At 47.2% G+C, this 16,777-nt stretch carries 16 protein-coding genes, 1 pseudogene and 1 riboswitch; of the genes and pseudogenes, 1 reads left to right on the forward strand and 16 read right to left on the reverse strand.

The window, feature by feature from the left end:
* Positions 1-16: 16 nt before the first annotated feature.
* The 12 genes and pseudogenes from argH to sppA form a co-directional block, all read right to left on the reverse strand.
* Positions 17-1,396, reverse strand: a complete 1,380-nt coding sequence (gene argH, locus AC0TWI_RS21270; RefSeq protein WP_488128341.1) for an argininosuccinate lyase — start codon at positions 1,394-1,396, stop codon at positions 17-19.
* The gene (locus AC0TWI_RS21275; protein WP_488128342.1) at positions 1,393-2,598 is read right to left on the reverse strand and encodes an argininosuccinate synthase; all 1,206 of its coding nucleotides are present in this window, start codon (positions 2,596-2,598) and stop codon (positions 1,393-1,395) included. Before AC0TWI_RS21275 ends, argH begins: the two co-directional genes overlap by 4 nt.
* 239 nt (positions 2,599-2,837) lie before the next feature.
* Positions 2,838-3,347, reverse strand: coding sequence for a MogA/MoaB family molybdenum cofactor biosynthesis protein (locus AC0TWI_RS21280; protein ID WP_488128343.1), 510 nt, complete (start codon positions 3,345-3,347; stop codon positions 2,838-2,840).
* Positions 3,344-4,183, reverse strand: coding sequence for an EcsC family protein (locus AC0TWI_RS21285; protein WP_488128344.1), 840 nt, complete (start codon positions 4,181-4,183; stop codon positions 3,344-3,346). The genes AC0TWI_RS21280 and AC0TWI_RS21285 overlap by 4 nt, the downstream gene beginning before the upstream one ends.
* 22 nt (positions 4,184-4,205) lie before the next feature.
* A complete protein-coding gene (locus AC0TWI_RS21290) occupies positions 4,206-5,405 on the reverse strand; it encodes an acetate kinase (RefSeq protein WP_488128345.1) in 1,200 nt (399 codons plus the stop codon).
* Positions 5,399-6,412, reverse strand: a complete 1,014-nt coding sequence (locus AC0TWI_RS21295) for a class I SAM-dependent methyltransferase (protein WP_488128346.1) — start codon at positions 6,410-6,412, stop codon at positions 5,399-5,401. Before AC0TWI_RS21295 ends, AC0TWI_RS21290 begins: the two co-directional genes overlap by 7 nt.
* Before the next feature lie 223 nt (positions 6,413-6,635).
* Entirely contained in the window at positions 6,636-7,133 is a 498-nt protein-coding gene (gene tpx / locus AC0TWI_RS21300) for a thiol peroxidase (RefSeq protein WP_488128347.1), read from the reverse strand.
* Between the two features lie 590 nt (positions 7,134-7,723).
* Positions 7,724-8,326 carry a GerW family sporulation protein gene (gene ytfJ, locus AC0TWI_RS21305; RefSeq protein ID WP_488128348.1) on the reverse strand — a complete coding sequence of 201 codons (603 nt, stop codon included), beginning with the start codon at positions 8,324-8,326 and terminating at the stop codon, positions 7,724-7,726.
* Positions 8,307-8,945 carry a DUF2953 domain-containing protein gene (locus tag AC0TWI_RS21310; RefSeq protein WP_488128435.1) on the reverse strand — a complete coding sequence of 213 codons (639 nt, stop codon included), beginning with the start codon at positions 8,943-8,945 and terminating at the stop codon, positions 8,307-8,309. The genes ytfJ and AC0TWI_RS21310 overlap by 20 nt, the downstream gene beginning before the upstream one ends.
* 160 nt (positions 8,946-9,105) lie before the next feature.
* Positions 9,106-10,141, reverse strand: a pseudogene (locus tag AC0TWI_RS21315) (YdcF family protein).
* Positions 10,142-10,438: 297 nt separating this feature from the next.
* Positions 10,439-10,903, reverse strand: coding sequence for an RDD family protein (locus AC0TWI_RS21320; protein WP_488128349.1), 465 nt, complete (start codon positions 10,901-10,903; stop codon positions 10,439-10,441).
* 11 nt (positions 10,904-10,914) lie between these two features.
* Positions 10,915-11,907, reverse strand: coding sequence for a signal peptide peptidase SppA (gene sppA / locus AC0TWI_RS21325; RefSeq protein WP_488128350.1), 993 nt, complete (start codon positions 11,905-11,907; stop codon positions 10,915-10,917).
* Positions 11,908-12,092: 185 nt separating this feature from the next.
* On the opposite strand from sppA, the gene AC0TWI_RS21330 reads away from it, so the two are divergent.
* Positions 12,093-12,893, forward strand: a complete 801-nt coding sequence (locus AC0TWI_RS21330; RefSeq protein ID WP_488128351.1) for an NAD kinase — start codon at positions 12,093-12,095, stop codon at positions 12,891-12,893.
* Positions 12,894-12,982: 89 nt separating this feature from the next.
* On the opposite strand, the gene ribH is transcribed toward AC0TWI_RS21330, so the two are convergent.
* Genes ribH through ribD form a run of 4 tightly spaced genes read right to left on the reverse strand, consistent with a single transcriptional unit; the run spans position 12,983 to position 16,421 of the window.
* Complete coding sequence (gene ribH / locus AC0TWI_RS21335; protein WP_488128352.1) at positions 12,983-13,450, reverse strand: 6,7-dimethyl-8-ribityllumazine synthase; 468 nt, start codon at positions 13,448-13,450, stop codon at positions 12,983-12,985.
* Between the two features lie 10 nt (positions 13,451-13,460).
* Positions 13,461-14,654, reverse strand: coding sequence for a bifunctional 3,4-dihydroxy-2-butanone-4-phosphate synthase/GTP cyclohydrolase II (locus AC0TWI_RS21340; protein ID WP_488128353.1), 1,194 nt, complete (start codon positions 14,652-14,654; stop codon positions 13,461-13,463).
* A 21-nt stretch (positions 14,655-14,675) separates the two neighbouring features.
* Positions 14,676-15,323, reverse strand: coding sequence for a riboflavin synthase (gene ribE / locus AC0TWI_RS21345; protein ID WP_488128354.1), 648 nt, complete (start codon positions 15,321-15,323; stop codon positions 14,676-14,678).
* A complete protein-coding gene (ribD, locus tag AC0TWI_RS21350) occupies positions 15,324-16,421 on the reverse strand; it encodes a bifunctional diaminohydroxyphosphoribosylaminopyrimidine deaminase/5-amino-6-(5-phosphoribosylamino)uracil reductase RibD (RefSeq protein WP_488128355.1) in 1,098 nt (365 codons plus the stop codon).
* A 208-nt stretch (positions 16,422-16,629) separates the two neighbouring features.
* Positions 16,630-16,772: riboswitch (FMN riboswitch) on the reverse strand.
* Between the last annotated feature and the right edge of the window lie 5 nt (positions 16,773-16,777).

Consider the following 16,777-nt stretch of genomic DNA (forward strand, 5'->3'; position numbering starts at 1 on the left):
CATAATCCGCAACGGATTATGCTCTCTTTATCTTATCTTCAGCAATCGTCAATTGCTCTTTCACTCTTTCAAAACCTGTTCCGCCGTATGAGTTCCGGCGCTTGACTGCCTCATGCGGAGCAAGGATGCTGTATACATCTTCACCAATTGCCGGACATGCTTCCTGCAATTCGGCAAGCGGCATGTCAAGCAAGTAACAGTTGTTCTGGATGCAGGCAAGAACAAGCTTCCCGACAATTTCGTGGGCTTCGCGGAAAGGTATGCCTTTTGCGGCAAGGTAATCCGCCAATTCCGTCGCATTGGAGAAATCCTGATGGACGGCGCTTTCCATGTTCTCTTTCTTAACTTCCATGGTTCGGATCATTCCAGCGAAAATTTTCAGGGAGCCGAGCATCGTTTGGACGGTGTCAAACATCCCCTCCTTGTCCTCTTGCATGTCTTTGTTATACGTTAGTGGCAAACCTTTCAGAACCGTCAGCATCGACATTAAATTGCCGGTGACTCGCCCGGTTTTGCCGCGGATCAGCTCTGCCATATCCGGGTTTTTCTTCTGCGGCATAATACTGCTTCCCGTTGCATAGGCGTCATCCAGCTCAATGAAGCTGAATTCCCGGCTTGACCAGAGAATAATCTCCTCAGCAAGACGCGAGAGATGGGTAATCGCCAGCGCGGAATTGCTTAAAAATTCCACGATGAAATCCCTGTCGCTGACCGCATCCATGCTATTTTCATAGACTCCGGCAAAACCGAGCAGCTCCGCCGACCGCTTCCGGTCGATCGGGAACGTCGTGCCAGCAAGAGCACTGGCTCCGAGCGGCGACAGATCAATCCGCTTGAGGCTCTCTCTGTACCGCTCCTTATCTCTTTCCAGCATCCAGAAATATGCAAGCAAATGATGCGCGAATGAAACCGGCTGGGCACGCTGCAAATGGGTATAGCCCGGCAGCAAGGTTTCCACATGTTCTTTCGCTTGCTCTACAAGCGCTGTTTGCAGCTCTTCTACATGCTCGATGATTGCCATCACCTGTTTTTTTAAGTAAAGGTGCATGTCTGTCGCTACCTGATCATTCCGGCTTCTGCCTGTATGCAGCTTGCCGCCGACAGGACCGATTTCGTCGATCAGCATCTTCTCCAGATTTAAATGAATATCCTCTTCGGACACCGAATACGAAAGTCCTTCTGTTTGTGCTCGCTCTTTTAATATGAGAAGGCCTTCTTCAATTTTCCGGCTGTCATCGGAAGATAAAATTCCTGTTTCTCCGAGCATACGGACATGCGCGATGCTCCCCTCGATGTCTTCAAAAACGAGCTCCTGGTCAAAAGCAATCGAGGCGCCAAATTCGTCGATCCATTGCTCAGATGTTTTAGAGAAGCGCCCTCCCCATGCTTTTTTCATATTTTCACGCCGTCCTTATGATGGATTTGGCTGTGCACTTCAGTCGGAAGGCCCCAAAGCTTGATGAACCCGACAGAAGCAGACTGATCAAATTCATCGCTCGATGTATAGGTTGCAAGCTTCTCATTGTAAAGAGAGTTCGGCGATTTTCTGCCTTCAACGATCGCATGCCCTTTGAAAAGCTTTACTCTGACTGTCCCGTTCACATACTGCTGTGTTTCCTTTAAAAATGCCTCAAGTGCATTTTTCAGTGGGGAGAACCAAAGGCCGTCATAAATCAATTCGGTCAGCTTCTTCTCGATAACCGGCTTGAAATGGGCGAGCTCCTTCACGAGCGTCAAATCTTCCAATTCCTTATGGGCTGTCAGCAAAGTCACCGCACCTGGGCATTCGTAAATTTCACGCGACTTGATTCCGACGAGGCGGTTCTCGACGTGGTCGATCCGGCCGACGCCATGCTTACCAGCAATAGTGTTCAGTTCAAGAATCAGTTGGCTGAGCGGATAGTTCTTTCCATTGATTGAAGTCGGCACACCTTTAGCAAATTCAATCTCAATGATTTCCGGTGTATCCGGCGTATCTTCGAGAGCACTAGTAAGGTCATAAGCATTTGCAGGAGGTGCTACCCAAGGATCCTCGAGGATTCCACACTCATTGCTGCGTCCCCATAAGTTCTGGTCGATTGAGAACGGGCTGTCGAGATTAATCGGAATCGGAATACCTTTTTGCTTGGCATATTCGATTTCCTCTTCACGAGACCAGCTCCATTCGCGGACAGGGGCAAGCACTTCAAGTTCAGGATTAAGCGCCTTGATGGATACTTCAAAACGAACTTGGTCATTTCCTTTACCTGTGCAGCCGTGGGCTACAGCATCTGCATTCTCCTTCTCAGCGACCTCGACAAGCTTTTTCGCAATCAGCGGGCGGGACAGAGCAGATACGAGCGGATACTTGCCTTCATACATTGTGTGGGCTTGCATGGCAAGCAATGCATATTCATTCGCAAATTCTTCTTTCGCATCGATGACATGGCTTCCGATAGCTCCCATATCTAGCGCCTTTGCCTGAATGAAATCCAAATCCTTCCCTTCGCCTACATCAAGACAGCAAGCAACTACATCATACCCTTGATCAATAAACCATTTAATTGCGACGGATGTGTCCAAACCGCCGGAATATGCAAGAACAACTTTCTTTTTCATCTATTCATACCTCCTGTTGTTTGTATACTTATGCAAATAAATTTATTTTTAATCAGTTTGTAATTTTGATATTATCATATCCTTTCAAAACGGACAATGGTAAAATGCAAAATTTTTCTTTTTTTATGCATGTACTGGAGTCCCCCTCCAAATCGTTCTCTACAACGTATTAAACAAAGGAAGAATGAGATACAAAAAAACGCGCAGATGCCCTTATCGCATCTACGCGTTCTCTTCTTCTATTCCTTATGCAATTGCTTTACGATATGACCGATCTCTGGCAAGATCAGTTTTGTCATTGCCAGCTTGACTGCACCAGAAGAACCCGGCATGACGAAAATCGCCTTCTCCCGGCAGATTCCTGCCGTTGCTCTCGAAAGCATAGCGGCAGATCCGATATCCTCCGAATAACTAAGCATGCGGAAAAGTTCTCCAAAACCAACAAGCTCTTTTTCAAAATGGGGGGCTATCGTCTCGATCGTTACGTCTCTTGGTGATATCCCTGTTCCTCCGGTAAGCAGTACAAGCTGGATATCGGGATTCGAAATGACGCGCATGACAGATGTTTCAATGGCAATGCTGTCGTCTTTGACGATTTGACGGTCGGCTGTCCGATGACCTGCCGCTTCTAAAAGCTCACAGATCAGCCGGCCGCTCTTGTCCGTCTGTTCATCCCGCGTATCCGAAACTGTAATTACAGCACAGCCGATCTTCTCAGGCGCATTCCGCTTATGCTCCTCTGCGCTCAAGACAAATCTCCGTTTTTCGCGAGCAAATACTTATATTGATAATATTTCAGCGCAAAATTCGTCACCTTCCGTGTTGTACTATAATTTACGCCAGCCCCTACTGCAACCGAAAGGAACGGAATGTTAGACGATGACTTTTTTGAAAGCATAAGGATCAGACTGATTTTTAAGAGCTGCTTCAAGGCTTCATCGATGCAAGTCTGATCTGTTACCCGCTCTGGAGTATCAAAATAAAAGGCTTGATCCCCTTTTTGCAGATCATCCATCAAATCTTCCCAGCCAAACATCTTCAAGCGATCCGGCATGATGGCTGTATTAAACACTTTTACTGTCTCAACAAGCCCTGCCGGAGATTGAACATTATGGCCGAAAGACATGGCGATCAGCTGGGTGACACGGAGATTGATGACCAGTACTGCAAGCAAATCACTCGTTACGAGCAGCCCTTTGCCGGAACCCGACATACCGCCTTGCACGAGTGAGTACAATCGGTGTCTGGCCGCTTGCTGTTCGGCAATATAAGTGAGCTGATCAACCGGCAGCTTCTGCAAATCAGATAGGGAGTCAACCCCCTCCTTCATTGAGCGAGCCAGCTGCAATATCCGCTCCTCTGCCTCACTTTGAAGCTGGGAGCCGCGCAAAAGCGAGTTAAGATGAAAGAGCCAGCTGTCCACTTTTTCAAAAATGTCGTTCTGCAGCCTTTCCGGCAGCATGCGCATCAACCCATCGAGCCATTTGTCGTATGTGTTTTGAAAATCATTCGCTTCATATTCGAATAATGTCTGCCGCCATTCTTGCAGCTCGTCCAAAAGCTTTTCATCCCGCTTCGTCGCCATTTGCCTCTCCCCCTCCAATTTATTAACCGTTCAAGCCGGGTGACAGTCTCATTACGTCTCTTGCAATCATGATTTCCTCGTTTGTCGGAATAACCATTACTTTAACAGGTGAATGCGGGTGACTGATAAATGTCTCTTTTCCACGGATCTTGTTCAAATCAGGATCCCAATAAACACCCATGAATTGAAGCCCTTTTAAGACTTTTGCCCGGATTTCCTGGCTGTTTTCCCCAATTCCTGCTGTGAAAATGATGGCATCGACGCCTGACATTCTCGCCGCATAAGAACCGAGATATTTATGAATCCGGTCTGCGAAAATATCCAGTGCCAATTCAGCTCGTTCGCTTCCGTTAGCGGCTTCCATTTCAATGTCACGCAGATCGCTGGAGAAGCCTGATACGCCGAGCATGCCTGATTCCTTGTTAAGCACATCAAGCACTTCTTCCGCTGTTTTTCCGGTTTTCTCCATAATATACGGAATCAGGGCCGGATCCAGGTTCCCTGAACGAGTCCCCATCGTGACACCTGCAAGCGGAGTGAATCCCATCGAAGTATCAATCGACTTTCCACCTTTAATGGCGGCGATGCTCGCACCGTTCCCAAGGTGACAGGAGATGAGACGGAGCTGGGATAAAGGCCGTTCCAGCAATTCTGCCGCACGCTCGGATACATATTTATGGGAAGTGCCATGGAAGCCATATTTACGGATTCCGTACTTTTTGTAGTATTCATACGGCAAACTGTATAAAAAGGAGTTTTCCGGCATCGTCTGATGGAAAGCCGTATCGAAGACAGCCACTTCCGGAACGTCGGGAAGAATCTCTCTAAATGCCTTGATTCCTGTCGCATTGGCCGGATTATGAAGCGGTGCAAGCTCCGACAGCTTTTCAATATTTGCCAGCGCTTCATCATCTACAAGGGCGGAGTCACGGAAAACTTCACCGCCATGGACAACCCTATGACCAACTCCTTGAATATCTTGAAGTGAGGAAATGACTCCGAGTGAGACAAGTCTGTCCAGGAGAATCTCTACTGCCACACTGTGATTCGGGATGTCGAGAGTTTCTTTGTGACGTTTCCCATTAAATGAAATCGAAAACACAGAATCCTTTAAACCGATTCTTTCAATAAGTCCTTTTGCAATTTCTTGTTCTTCCGGCATCACGATAAGTTGAAATTTCAACGATGAACTGCCTGCGTTTACTGCCATGATTTTTACCAATCAAGACCCTCCTCTTGATGTTGTTTATTTTCTGTGAACCACTGATCCATTTTGCGAATCATTTTGTCCAATGACTCTTTATTGGACAGCTTAGGGAGCGTCGCCAAAAGCACTTCTTTCGGCGGCTTGATGCCTTCATTCTGTTTCTGCAAGATCATAATGCTTTTCGCAGCATCCTCATTGGCAAATGTGGATAGCGGAAGCTGAATGATCCCCTGGATATGAACATGTTTTTTCAGGAACGCCTGAAGCTTCGGTGCCTCTTCGCTTTCAAAAAGACCATTAGGGATGAGGAAGAAGAGATATCCCCCGGGCGCTGTATGGCGGATGCTTTGTTCGATGAAAAGATGATGTGCGTAGGAATGTCCGCTGTCCCTCTTCAGCTCATACCCGGATGCTTGTACATCGTCCGGATAATAGCCTACCGGCAGATCGCAAAAGACGGCGTCAACCGGATCGATGAAGAGCGGTTCCAGTGCATCCTGATGATAAAACTCGATCGGCTGCTCTTGGAGATTCGCACCGACATACGCAAGGCGGATTAGCACCTCATCCACCTCTACGCCGAACGCGGATATTACCTTGTCCTCCAGCCTGTTCAAAATCGTGCACAGCAAATTCGCTGTTCCGGCGGCCGGATCTAGAATAGATAGGCGCTGCCGGTCTTCTAAAAACTTTCCGGCAAGATAACTGATCATGTAACCGATCGTATCCGGAGTCATTTGGTGATTGGGCTGAACATTGCCTTTCATCCCTTTTAAAATCGCCAATTGATAGGCTTTCCGGATATCCTCTTTTGTATAAGTTCCAAGATGGATTTCACTGTATTTTTTCATCAGCCGCTTTTTCGCAACTTCATTCATATCTTCCTGTAAAACCGCCTGCTGAAACAGATTTTCCCCTGTCTCGGCGATTGCATCCAAATATGTACAAGACAGCTCTTCCTGCAAAATGCCTGCGGTTTGGTCGATAACGTTAAATAAAACTTCTATCGGCGCCAATTTCATGCTTAGTCCTCCTGTCCAGACTCAACTGTACTCTGCCAGCCTGCAAAAAAGTGTCCGGTTGAACCGCGCCACTTCTTTGTACTCCTATTTTATCCCTCCAACCGGCAGTGAAACAAGAAAAACGCCATTCCGGCAAAATTCCGGGCATACAAGCGAAAACCCCAAGTGCACAGACACTCAGGGTTACAAGTATATCAGATTCGCTGCAAAAACACGGAAATAATTACTTAGCAGATTTTGCCGCGTCGATAGCATCATCGTACTGCGGATGATTCGTTCCTTCGCTTACATATTCTACATAGACCACTTTGTCGCTGCTATCGATGACGAACACACTTCTTGCCAGCAGGCGGAGTTCCTGCATCACCGTACCATAAGCTTCGCCGAAGGATAGGTCGCGGTAGTCGGAAAAGATTTTTGCTGCTGTTAGTCCATTCTCCTGTGCCCATCTCGCCTGGGCGAATGGCAGGTCAGCAGAAATAGTGATCACTTGCGCATTCAAATTGGCTGCTTCCTCATTGAAGCGCTTTGTCTGAGCAGCGCAAACACCTGTGTCGACAGACGGCACAACACTGATGATTCTCACATTTTTCTCAAAATCGCCGAATTTCACTTCTGAAAGATCATTTGCGAGTACTGTGAAATCAGGTGCCTGGTCACCAACCTTTACTTCATTGCCAAGCAGCGTAATCGGACTTCCCTTGAATGTTACCTTTGCCATTGTTTATTCCTCCTTCAGTTGAGTCTGTCTCTATCATTGTCGAAAATTTCCATGGTTGCAAGCAAAAAGCGCTTGAGGTCGCTTCGAAAAAGCACGGGTGGGTTGGACATCACCCACCTGTGCTTTTCTCCAGCGCTTGTCGATCTCGTTGGCTTCCCTCCAGTTTGTATGCCGATGGACAGGCGCCTCCGCTTTTCTTTGTCCAGCTCCGGCGCCTAGCTGCTCGAGGTCGCTTCGAAAAAGCACAGGTGGGTTGGACATCACCCACCCGTGCTTTTTCTCCAGCGCTTGTCGCCCCTGATCAATCGCCTCCGCATTTCTTTGTCCAGCTCCGGCGCCTATCGGCTGGCAAACTTCGGGCAGCCGCCTACGATAAGTCAACATCGACTCCTGCGTCGTCGTGTTTCCTTTATCTCGTTGGCTTCCCTCCAGTTTGTACGCCGATGAACAGGCGCCTCCGCTTTTCTTTGTCCAGCTCCGGCGCCCAGCTGCTCGAGGTCATAAGCCAAAGCTGGAGAAAGGCTGGAAAGCGCCTTTTTCCAGCTTCGTCTTATGCTTGTCGCAGCTGAGCAAGGCGCCTCCGCTTTTCTTTAGATATCAAAGTCTAGTTCGCTTTTTTTCTTGTCTTTTTCTTCGTCTTTGCTGTCTTTGTTTTCGGTGTTTTGGTCGCTGTTTTTGTTGTCGCTATTTTTTTCTTTGTTCTCGTCTTCTTTATCGCTGTTTTGTTTTTGTTCTTTGTTGTCGCTTTGTTTGGAGGAGTTGCTGTTGCTGTCTTTGTTTTTTTGTTGCTGGCTGTTTTTGCTTTGGCCGGATTCGTTCATGATTTGTTGGATTTTTTCGGCTGCCATCGGTGCGATTTCGAGCAGTCTTTCCATAAATTGAGGTTTTTGCTGGAGATGCAGCATTTGGACGCCGTCTTTATTGATAACGAGAAAAGCGATTGGTGTGATGGAGACGCCGCCCCCGCTTCCCCCGCCGAATGGCAGGCTGCTCCCGCTCTGGCTGTCCGAGGAGCCTCCTCCGGTAAATTCACTGCCACCTGCCGCAAAGCCGAAGCCTACTTTGGACACCGTAAGTACGATTCCGCCATCAGGGGTTTCCACAGGATCCCCGATGATTGTATTTACATCTATCATTTGCTTCAAATTTTCCATTGCCGTTGTCATTAAATCTTTAATGGGATGCTCCGCCATGTACGCTCCTCCTGTCTTCATTCACGGAATGAACCGAATTCCTTTTCATTTTCCTATATATCCTAAAAGCCTCCAGGATAGCATTTCCGGCCCGGATGTCCATCATACATTTGAGGCGGGTTTTCAGCATCATCCTTTGGAAATCGGGCTCAATTTCGACCTGTTTTTTCTTCATGGACATCGCACTTTCCATAAGAGATATGATACCTGCTTTCACTGTCCACAGGCTGCCGTAAGCTATTGCCGTATCGGCAGCGTCGCCAAGCCCAATGCTAGTCCTCCATGTGAATGAACGGATTGTCACTTTTCTGGCCATTCTTCTAAGCTCCGGCCCCACTCCCGCATATTGTTTCAGGCTCATCCTGCCAGCGGAAGGCGCAGGCTTATCGCTCCGTGCCTTTTGCAACAGCATATCCAGATCCATCCGTCTTTTTATTGAAAGGATGCCAAACACGGCCTTCACTGTCCAATCGGCATACTGGGCAACTTCATCGATCTGGGCAGTAACGGTTATTGTTATCTTCGTGAACAGTAGGCATACCGCCCCTATGAGCAGGACGATAAGCAAAATGGCAAGGAACTTCATGAACATCCCTCCGCTATCCAGCTTTTCCATCATCAATTAAAATAAACCCGCTTCTTTACGAAGCGGGTTTAGAGCAAATTTATGGGTATGGGGACCAAAGAATATAGCCAACTCTATTAAATAAGATGCACGCTTTAATGCCGGGGTAAAAAGGAGGTTAATCAATTAAATCAATAGCCTCGTGTCCTCTTGGTTAAGTAGATATAAGTGAAACAAGGTATAGAAGGATGCTTAATCCTAAAACGCCCCCAACGACAATGGTATGGCGTTTCCGCTGCATCACAATGATGGCGATATATTCGCGTATCATAGCATTCAGCCAATAATAGAAGACAGTTTTCGAGCCAATGCCTTGGCTTTTTAAGCCTGCCTTTTTTGCATATAAGCTGGCTCTGAATAGATGGAAATTGTTTGTCGTAAATATGCTGTTATATTTACCATCTCACTGAATCCATGAGTTGCTTTGAATAAAGCATATTCTGGAAGGTATTAACTGAACGAGTTTCTGTTAATGTGTGCTCCAAAGGAATTCCTTTCTCTACAGCATACTTCCGCATGGCTTCCGCTTCTGGGACGTTTTCATCGGGCCCTTGCCCGCCTGAGAAAATTATTTTAGGCGGAAAAGCGGCAGCTGCTTGCTTCCGATAAAAATCAATCGCCTTATTAATTCGACTGGCCAAAAGCGGCGGGACTTTATCGTTAATTAACCCACTGCCGAGCACGATGATAAAGTCTTGGTTAAATTTCGGCTTATTAAATTGATATAAGAAATAGGCAGTTAAAAAATTGGTTAAGTGCAAGAAGAAATATACGATTAATAAGTCAGCGCTGACATATAAAGGTTCAGTAAAATCAGGTAGAAATTGTCTGATGTTCACAATGCGGAAGAGTACTAATAACAGAAGAAATATACCCATAATAAATGTTAAACTGTTGGCCAGACGCCGGCTTTCTTTTTTCATCAGGACTCGGCCATTTAAAAAAAATCCTATAGCTAGAGCCACTAGTCCAAACGCTGAGATAAAAAGCAGAAATAAAAGAGTCGGAATTAGAGCGATTATCTTGAGAAACATAATATTTGAGCTGAATCCTACATAGCCACAAAAGACTAGTAATGAACAAACAAACAGGTTAAACAGAAATCCATTAATAATTTTTCTAGGATCCTTTAAATAACAAGCCAAGAAAAGAATGAATAAGATAAGAGTAACAATTCCGATAAAAGCCATTTCACACCTCTGTTTGATTAAGTTTACGCTCGTATCAGTTTATCACGATTACGAAATTTATAAAAAAGCAAATTTATATTTTTTCCTATTTTGATTTCGTAACGCTAAGGTTTTTGTTCAATAAGGAGTTCTCTTCCTTTGATGATTACCTCACATGACTATAGTCAAGCAATGTGAAATTTCGGAAGTGTATCTTTAACATAGAAAACGCCAGCAATAAGAAAAGGGTTGGAAATCATCGATTTCCAACCCTTTTGTCTACAGTCTAACCCTGGTTCCCATAGAAACGGGTCCTTGTTACATATGGGCAGCTCTCAATCTTTTCCCATTGTCGTGAACGACTGTCGTATCAGCAAACAGGTCGTGGACGCCCTGTTTTTTTGGCGTGAATGCAACGACAATATACAAGAGAGAGATTGTGGCACTTATATATCTGCCGATCCCCTCCCGAAAGATGACTGTCGCCCAGGAAAGCTTTTCCTCCTTAAGCGGTGCGACCCTTAGGCCGAAAACCATCTTTCCGAGCGTCTGGCCAAAGTATTTCGTCATCAAGATGAAATACAGGTAAAAAACAAGACCTGCAGCCAGACCGTACGGGGTAATAAAACCTGACTGGTTCAACGACAGTCCCGAGGCGCGAAAAATCGGCTTCACAATCATTGCGTTTAAGCTCATGACTATAATCAGGTCGAGCAAATACGCCCAGAACCTCATCCAAAAGCCGGCATAGCGGAAAGAGGGCTGTTCTATTTCCATATTCATCCCTTTCCCTCCTATTCGGTGTATAAATACATAAGTCTAGGCGAATTTGCGTTTGTCAGCATTTCAAGCACTCCGGACATTTCAGCCTGCTTTCCGCTTAGTTTCTGGGCTGCAGCGCCGAATAGTGACCCGAAACCGAAGCTGGCCGATGAATACTTGACCACTTGCGCTCCTTCTAGCTTATGATCCTTTTTTAATGCGTCGATCACATCTTCCTGGTAACCGAACCCGTCGATCAGTCCATTGTCCTTCGCCTGCCGGCCATCATAAATTCTGCCGTCCGCCAGTTCACGGACCTTGCTTTCCGGCATATTTCTTCCTTCAGATATAACTCTCACGAATTCGTCATAGGAGTTTTTCAGCATCGACTGGAGAATTTCCTTTTCACTATCGGTCATCTCCCGATACGGACTCATGATATCCTTGTATGGGCCGCTCTTGATCGTCATGAAATCAACACCGTATTTCTCGGCTAACCCACTCACATTGACGCTTTGCATGATAACGCCGAGCGACCCTGTCAATGTTTCTGGACTGGCGTAAATTTTTTCGGCAGGTGCGGAAATATAGTAACCGCCGGAAGCTGCCATCGCTCCCATTGAGATGTATACGGGCTTCTTCGTTTCTTCCCTGATCTGCACAAGTTTTTGATGAATTTCAGCAGACTCGTTTGTCCCGCCGCCCGGGGAATTCACTCGGAGTACGATACCCGCAACCGTTTTATCATCCTTTGCCATATTCAATTTTTTCATAAAATCCTTATGTACATAGCTTTCTGATGAAAATAGGGATGGCTCCATCTCCTGGATGACCCCATTCACTTCCAGCACTACGATTTTCCTGGCAGGATTGCCGGCCTCGACCACTTCTTCTGCAAAAGGGCCAGTCATGCCGATTGTCTTCTTCATTTCACCGGAAATAAGGGAGCTAGCCATGTTGATCATCAACGAAGCAAAGACAACTATCGCTGCGACACCCAAAGCTCCCCATCGTTTCGCATTCATTTCCATACCTCCTCCTTCTCTTCCACTTGTCTATACGCATCAGTCTGGAAATAAGTTTCAAAAACATGATACACTGTGGAAGGGTGCTGAGCGAAAAGAAGAGGAATCCGATTTCGTTCGAATACATAACGTCCCCTAAAGCGGGGAATAAAGATAAAAGCAGCCTATAAGGAAGGATGATAAACATGGATAAAAGAAATAATATTTACTTTTTTCATAAGGAAGATCCGGTATCAGAAAAACAGATCGCCAATTTATATGAATCTGCAGAGCGGTATGATTTCAGCATTGTTGACGACCATAAAGATGCGAATATCATTGTCAGCATCGGTGGAGACGGCACATTTCTCCAAGCAGTAAGAAAAACCGGCTTCCGTGAAGATTGCCTGTATGCCGGCATTTCTTCCGATACAGTACTAGGCATGTACTGCGACTTCCACTTGGAAAATCTTCATGACATGATCGATGCGATGACTCAGGATCAGATTGAAGTAAGAAGATATCCTGTCATAAAAGTCGATGTTGACCAGGAAGGTTCCTTCTATTGCCTGAATGAGTTCACGATTCGTTCAGGAATTATCCGGACACTTGTAATGGACTTGTTCATCGATGGCCTTCATTTTGAAACGGTTCGCGGTGACGGGCTTGTCATTTCCACCCCGACAGGAAGCACCGGCTATAATAAATCAACCCTCGGCGCAGTTGTCGATCCACTGCTGCCTTGTATGCAGGTAAGCGAGCTTGCTTCGATGAACAACAACCGCTATCGTACGCTTGGTTCTTCCTTCATCCTGAGCGGAGACCGTACTCTGGAGCTGAAAGTGGCTCCAGACGGCAACGACTTCCCTATCATGGGGATGGACAACGAAGCGCTCAGCATTCAGCAGGTTGATGAAATCAAAGTCGAATTAAGCGAAAAACGGATCAAAACCGTCAAGCTGAAAGACAACTCCTTCTGGGAAAAAGTAAAACGTTCGTTCTTGTAAAACAAGAAAAAGCCTCGGGCTCCGTCTTCATGACGGGTCCCGGGGCTTTCTTTTTTTCCATATAAGCACGCCTCTCGATGCTGAATCGTTTACCCGAACGTACGCATCAGATTCGCCATTTCGATGGCGGAAACAGCCGCATCCCATCCTTTGTTCCCGGCTTTCGTTCCTGCACGTTCAATTGCTTGTTCTATTGATTCTGTCGTAAGGACCCCGAATATAACCGGAACACCCGATTTCATTCCTGCCTGGGCCACTCCTTTCGCCGTCTCGCTGCTCACGTATTCAAAATGGGGAGTCGAGCCGCGGATGACTGTGCCGAGGGTGATGACGGCATCGTATTTCTTCGAGGCTGCCATTCTTTCCGCGACGAGAGGTATTTCAAATGCACCGGGCACCCATGCTACCTCGATAAAGTCCTCCTCAACGCCGTGCCTTCTTAGAGCATCCTCCGCTCCACTCAACAGTTTTCCCGTAATGAATTCATTGAATCTCGCAACAACAATTCCAATCTTCAGTCCTGATCCAACCAAGTTACCTTCATAGATAGTTTTCATCATTCTCCTCCTAGATTCTAATAAGATGGCCGAGCTTCTCGGCTTTTGTTTTTAAATATGCTTTATTTTCGTCCTTAGAAGGCATTTGGATGGGCACCCTTTCTGCCACATTCACATCATGGCCCTCTAAGCCTGCGATTTTCCGCGGATTATTCGTCATCAGCTTGACGGAAGTGATGCCGAGATCCTTGATGATTGCTGCGCTGGCATGATAGTCCCGCAGATCCGCCGGAAAACCGAGCCGTTGATTCGCCTCGACGGTGTCGAACCCTTCCTCCTGCAGCTTATAAGCCTTCAATTTATTGATCAGTCCGATGCCGCGGCCTTCTTGTCTCATGTAGAGAAGGACGCCCCTTCCATGCTCTTCGATCTGCCTGAGGGCAGCCTCCAGCTGCGGACCGCAGTCACAGCGGAAAGAGCCGAATGCGTCTCCAGTCAGGCATTCTGAATGGACGCGCAGCAATACTGGCTCAGATGTAGACAAATCTCCTTTAATAATGGCAATGTGCTCTTTTCTTGTTAGATTGTCGGTATAGCCGATCGCACGGAAATGCCCGTATGCTGTAGGCAATTCAATCTCCGCTTCCCGGCTTACCGTCGTTTCCGATTTCTTTCGATAGTCTATGAGCGCCTCAATCGTAATCATCTTCAAACGAAAGCGGTCGGCAATCTTCCGAAGCTGCGGAACTCTAGCCATCGTTCCATCCTCGTTCAAAATTTCGCAGATGACACCTGCAGGCTTCGCACCTGCCATTTTGGCTAGATCAACTGCCGCTTCCGTATGGCCGGCCCTTTCCAGAACCCCGCCCTCTTTAGCAATGAGTGGGAATACATGTCCCGGCTGCTTGAAATCTTCGCTTTTCGCTTCATCATTCATGAGTTCTTCAATCGTTCTGGCCCGCTCAAAAGCGCTGATGCCTGTCGAGGTTGTTGAGTGGTCGACAGAGACCGTAAAGGCGGTTTGGTGAGGATCGCTGTTCCTTTCCGCCATCATTTTAAGCCCAAATTGTGCCGCTCTCTCGCCTATGATCGGCACACAGATTAATCCACGGCCCTCTTTCGCCATAAAATTGACCATCTCCGGGGTCACTTTATCGGCAAGACCGATAAAGTCCCCTTCGTTCTCGCGATTCTCATCGTCGACAACGATAACAACTTTTCCTTCCGCCAGATCCTCAAGTGCTTCTTCAATCGAATCAAACATCGTCTTCCCTCCATTTCTTTATCAATCAAGAAATCCGCTGCTGCGCAGCAATGCTTCTGTTATGCCACCGCCCTTTGACTCTTCTTTTTCAGCCATTCGCCAAATTGTTTTTGCGATCATGTCGCATTCAACGTTCACACTGTCTCCGATATTCTTTTCTGCTAAAACCGTCCCTTTTTGCGTATGGGGGATGAGTGCGACCGTAAAGCAATCGTCGTCTGTTCCGAAAACAGTGAGCGAAGTTCCATCGACGGCAACAGAGCCCTTTCCAGTCAAATACGGTGAAAATTCCCCCGGGATGGAAATCGTCATATATAGGGCATTATCCTGCTGATGCTTTTTTATGATTGTTCCTGTCCCATCAACATGGCCCGTCACAAAATGGCCTCCGAAACGGCCGCCAGCAGCCATTGCGCGCTCCAGGTTCACCCTAGATCCGTACTTTAGGCCAGCAAGCGAGGTCCCACGAAAGGTTTCCGGCATCACGTCGGCGCTGAAACGGCCGGCAGTGAATCCGGTCACTGTCAAGCAGACACCGTTCACCGCAATACTGTCTCCTGTCCGCATGTCTTCAAGGATTTGTTCTGCCACAATGGTAAGCGTCAGCGATTGTGCGCCTTTCACGATTTTTTCGACCGTGCCGATTTCCTCTATGATTCCAGTAAACAATCAAACTTCACGCTCCTTTTTAGGCTTCGCTGTTACCTTCAGATCCGGGCCGATTTTTTCAACATCAATGAAATCGAGCAAAAACGCATCGGCCATCTCTTCGATTCCTTCGCCGCCGACAGGACCAGGAGCGGTCCTTCCTCCGATAATCTTTGGCGCAATGTACAAAACGAGGCGATTGAAAGCATGCTCCTTCAAAAAAGAAGCGTTCACTTCGGCTCCCCCTTCAACAAACAGAGTCATAATGCCAAGCGAACCAAGCTCCTCAAGCAGCGGGCGCAGTTCAATTCTCTCGGTCTTCTGGCGGAGGATTTCGATCTTATTTTGCCTTAGTCTTTTTTCCTTTTCTGTGGATGCGTTTTTCCCACAGACGATCATTGTCCTGGCCGATGAATCGGTCAGCACATTTGCATTTTCCGGAATACGCAAATGCGTATCCAGCACAATTCGAATGGGATTTTTTCCACCTAGGGGCAATCTGGTGGTTAGAAGGGAGTTATCTTGGAGTATCGTATGGATTCCGACGAGTATAGCGTCATGCCGATGCCGCATTTTATGGACATCAAAGAGAGCCTCGCTGCTCGTAATCCATTTGCTTGAGCCGGTAAAGGCCGCAGTCTTTCCGTCTGCCGTCACGGCAGATTTGATCGTTACATAGGGGGTTTTTGATTGAATATAATGGAAAAAAGGTTCATACAATTTATGGGCTTCCTGTTCACACATACCTGTCTCCACATGGATGCCCGCCCGGCGGATCGCTTGGATTCCGCGGCCTGCGACGAGCGGATTCGGATCTTGGCATGCCACCCACACGTTTTTCAGCCGAGATGCAATGACCAGTTCGGCGCAAGGCGGCGTTTTTCCGGTATGGGAGCATGGTTCCAGCGTAACATACAAGTCTGCACCTTCCGCTTCCTTCCCGGCCATCTTGATTGCAGTGACTTCCGCGTGGGCCGTTCCCGCTTCCAGGTGAGCACCAAAGCCGAGAATCCGGCCGTTCTTGACAACGACAGCGCCTACGGGCGGGTTTGGAGATGTTTGTCCCTCCACACCCTCAGCAAGCTGAAGGGCCATCTTCATATAATCTTCCGCAAGCAATAAGCATGCCTCCCCGTTCATTTATTCCCTAAGTAACAAACAAAGCCCCGCACAATTAAGTACGGGGCTGGAAAGATAAATGACTGCACCGATGCCAAATCATTTCCGGCACGGCCAAGCTGAAAGCCTCAGATGTAACCAAAGCTTCCGCATAAAATCATTATTCTCATCACGAAATAAACGTTTAAAAGTTCGTCTTTAAAACGCAATTCTCCTTCTCCCATCCAGACTTTAACTGTCGGCTCCGGATTCTCACCAGATCCACCGCAAACCATAAGGCATACGGGTCACGGACTTAGAACAAAGTTCATCACCGCCGGTCGGGAATTTCACCCGGCCCCGAAGGATTCCTGATT

This window comes from Lederbergia sp. B243.17 (genome assembly GCF_057657925.1).

Coding starts and splice junctions, on each gene's coding strand:
- argH (WP_488128341.1), bottom strand. CDS start 1,396: ATGAAAAAAGCATGGGGAGGGCGCTTCTCTAAAACATCTGAGCAATGG.
- AC0TWI_RS21275 (WP_488128342.1), bottom strand. CDS start 2,598: ATGAAAAAGAAAGTTGTTCTTGCATATTCCGGCGGTTTGGACACATCC.
- AC0TWI_RS21285 (WP_488128344.1), bottom strand. CDS start 4,183: ATGGCGACGAAGCGGGATGAAAAGCTTTTGGACGAGCTGCAAGAATGG.
- AC0TWI_RS21295 (WP_488128346.1), bottom strand. CDS start 6,412: ATGAAATTGGCGCCGATAGAAGTTTTATTTAACGTTATCGACCAAACC.
- tpx (WP_488128347.1), bottom strand. CDS start 7,133: ATGGCAAAGGTAACATTCAAGGGAAGTCCGATTACGCTGCTTGGCAAT.
- ytfJ (WP_488128348.1), bottom strand. CDS start 8,326: ATGGCGGAGCATCCCATTAAAGATTTAATGACAACGGCAATGGAAAAT.
- AC0TWI_RS21310 (WP_488128435.1), bottom strand. CDS start 8,945: ATGATGGAAAAGCTGGATAGCGGAGGGATGTTCATGAAGTTCCTTGCC.
- AC0TWI_RS21320 (WP_488128349.1), bottom strand. CDS start 10,903: ATGAATATGGAAATAGAACAGCCCTCTTTCCGCTATGCCGGCTTTTGG.
- sppA (WP_488128350.1), bottom strand. CDS start 11,907: ATGAATGCGAAACGATGGGGAGCTTTGGGTGTCGCAGCGATAGTTGTC.
- AC0TWI_RS21330 (WP_488128351.1), top strand. CDS start 12,093: ATGGATAAAAGAAATAATATTTACTTTTTTCATAAGGAAGATCCGGTA.
- ribH (WP_488128352.1), bottom strand. CDS start 13,450: ATGAAAACTATCTATGAAGGTAACTTGGTTGGATCAGGACTGAAGATT.
- AC0TWI_RS21340 (WP_488128353.1), bottom strand. CDS start 14,654: ATGTTTGATTCGATTGAAGAAGCACTTGAGGATCTGGCGGAAGGAAAA.